Origin of the sequence: Psychrobacillus psychrotolerans (assembly GCF_900115805.1) — a bacterium.
GTDB lineage: Bacteria > Bacillota > Bacilli > Bacillales_A > Planococcaceae > Psychrobacillus > Psychrobacillus psychrotolerans.
On record NZ_FOXU01000017.1, the window covers coordinates 1 to 2,583 of the forward strand.

General features: G+C 34.7%; 1 protein-coding gene and 2 rRNA genes. All 3 read right to left on the minus strand.

The features are described from left to right. Nucleotides 1-192: ribosomal RNA gene (locus BM260_RS18095) — 16S ribosomal RNA — on the minus strand; the annotation flags it as partial. 479 nt (nt 193-671) lie between these two features. Next, nucleotides 672-2,132 (minus strand): spore germination protein, encoded by a 1,461-nt coding sequence (locus tag BM260_RS18100; protein WP_093538743.1) that lies wholly within the window; start codon nt 2,130-2,132, stop codon nt 672-674. 358 nt (nt 2,133-2,490) lie between these two features. Beyond that, nucleotides 2,491-2,583 (minus strand): 5S ribosomal RNA (gene rrf / locus BM260_RS18105); the annotation flags it as partial.

Genomic DNA, 2,583 nt, shown 5'->3' on the forward strand with positions numbered 1-2,583 from the left:
GAGGAAATGGATTATTCGGTATTAGCCCCGGTTTCCCGGAGTTATCCCAATCTACAGGGCAGGTTGCCCACGTGTTACTCACCCGTCCGCCGCTAAATCAGAAGAAGCAAGCTTCTTCGTCATTCGCTCGACTTGCATGTATTAGGCATGCCGCCAGCGTTCGTCCTGAGCCAGGATCAAACTCTCCATAATAGTTTGCTTCCGGTATGCAGAGCACATTGAAAGCAAACAAATTAGAACTAGTTTAAAAGCTCATTTTGTTTTGCTGGCATCATCATTAAATGATGTCCAAAATTGTTTTGCTATCATCCTAACAAGTTAGTTGAAAGCTATGTTTCTTAACGTTTTGCATGTTCAGTTTTCAATGTTCATGTTGTTGTAATGTCGTTTTGACAACTTATATATCATATCAATTTCTGATGTGATTGTCAACAACTTTTTTTAAATTGTTTTTTTGTTTAACGTCACTTGTTAAAGTGACAACTTGATAACTATACCACTTATAATGGTCATTGGCAAGGTCTTTTCCAATTTTCTTTTAGAATTCTATATTTAATGTAAGAACAGCTACTTTCCCTCCTGTTCCTACTATATAGAAGAGATATGTATAGCGTTCTCTAAATAATAAAAGCCAGCTATCATTAATAGCCGGCCGGCTTAAGTAAATACGGTTAATTATCATCTGGAAAGCTATGTTTACTGTTTGCTAATTTTTTCAAATCACCTCTATACAAAGTGTCTTTAAGTTCCATATATCTAAAAGGAATGAAGGGTGAAAGATATGGGACGCCTATTGATTTCAAACTAATCATATAAAAAATTAATACAGTTGCCCCTATAAATATTCCATCGGAACCTAATAAGTAACTAATCAAAATGAAACCAATTCTTAATATCCTTATTGATCCTAAAAGTCCCTTATTCGCAAGTACCAATGCAGATACACACGACATTCCTACTACAATAAGAGATATCGGATGTATTAACGTAGCCGAAACTGCTACGTCTCCGAGTAAAATAGCTCCTATAATTGATATTAAAAAAATGGCACTTTTGGGAACTCTGAAAGTTGCATCTATAAATAATGCTAATATTATGTTGAGTATTAATACTTCCCAAATCGTTGGTAAGAACTCGTCCTTGGTAAATAATGCTTCATAGATTTTTGGGGGTATATAGTCTTTACCATGTTTATCTAAGGCAATATAGATACCAGTAGAAAAAATAGCTATAAGAAATGAGAAAAAACGCATCAATCGAATTGTAAAACGTCCAAAACTAACATTATATTCATCTGGAGATTGAAATAATTCAGCGAATAAAGATGGCGCAATAATCACTTGCGGAGTACCGTCTACTAATACAATTACACGACCTTCAAAAAGAGCTGAAGCTGCTGAATCAGGACGTTCTGAAGATACTGTTAAAGGAAAAAATGACTTTGACTTACCTTCTATTATTTCAGCAACAACCTTTGCTTCTAAAATATATTTAACATCCAATTTCTCAATTCTATTACGTACTTCTTTTAATATTCCTTTATCTACAATACCATTGATGAAGAGTAGAAAAACATCTGTTTTAGCTATGGTTCCAAAAGTCATTTTTTGCATGCTAAATTGTTCCGTTTTAATAATTCCTCTCAAGATGTTAATGTTAGTTTTCGCTTTTTCAGAAAACCCTAAAGCAATTCCTTTAGGTGAACGTTCGCCTAGCGATTCCTCAACTGATCTTTCTACCCAATTAGCAACCTCAACAATGATAACTTCATGAAATCCGTCTATAAGTAAAACTGCGTTACCTTGGATAATAGCACTCAATAATTCTTGGTATGAATCGGTTACTTTTACTCCTGGAGTAGTAAGGATTGTATTAGATACATAACTTATTAATTCTTTACTTTGCGATTTATCTATATTTAAATTCTCTGCCAATGGCAGAATAACGGACTCCTGTAATAAAGTAGTATCAATAATACTATCTAAGTAGACTAGTTTTAATTTCTTCTCTTGTGATATTTCTTTATTTAGACCAACTGTCATTTCTCTAATCATTAAATCTGATGTATTATTGAAGCTCATTTTAATACGATCTATATTAGTCTGAAGTTTATCTTGTAATAAATCCTCCATTGCATAATAACCACCTAATTGTTTATGTATATATTATGGGCTAAATCATTATTAGTTAAACAATAAGAGAGGGTCCAAAATAACAATGCACTCCCTCATTTCGGTTGTTTTTTATTATACAACTAAACTGTATTCGTTAATTCAATAAGAAAAAGGCTTTACACCTTCTAGTCGAAGAAGGACACTCCAGAGCACGAAAGCGAATAGCCGACAGATTTTTTCGGCAGCTGCACTCGAACTCTTCGTTTCTCAACTTGCTCGTACACTTTCTTATATAGTAACTGCCTTCGGCTTACTTTTTCAGTAAACAAAAAAAGAAGTCGTTACCGATATAACTCGGTAACGACTTCTTTTTGGTGCCCAGCGACGTCCTACTCTCACAGGGGGAAACCCCCAACTACCATCGGCGCTGAAGAGCTTAACTTCCGTGTTCGGTATGGGAACGGGTGTG

Bases quoted from the DNA above. Each gene is read 5' to 3' on its own strand.
- BM260_RS18100 (WP_093538743.1), bottom strand. From the start codon at position 2,132: ATGGAGGATTTATTACAAGATAAACTTCAGACTAATATAGATCGTATT.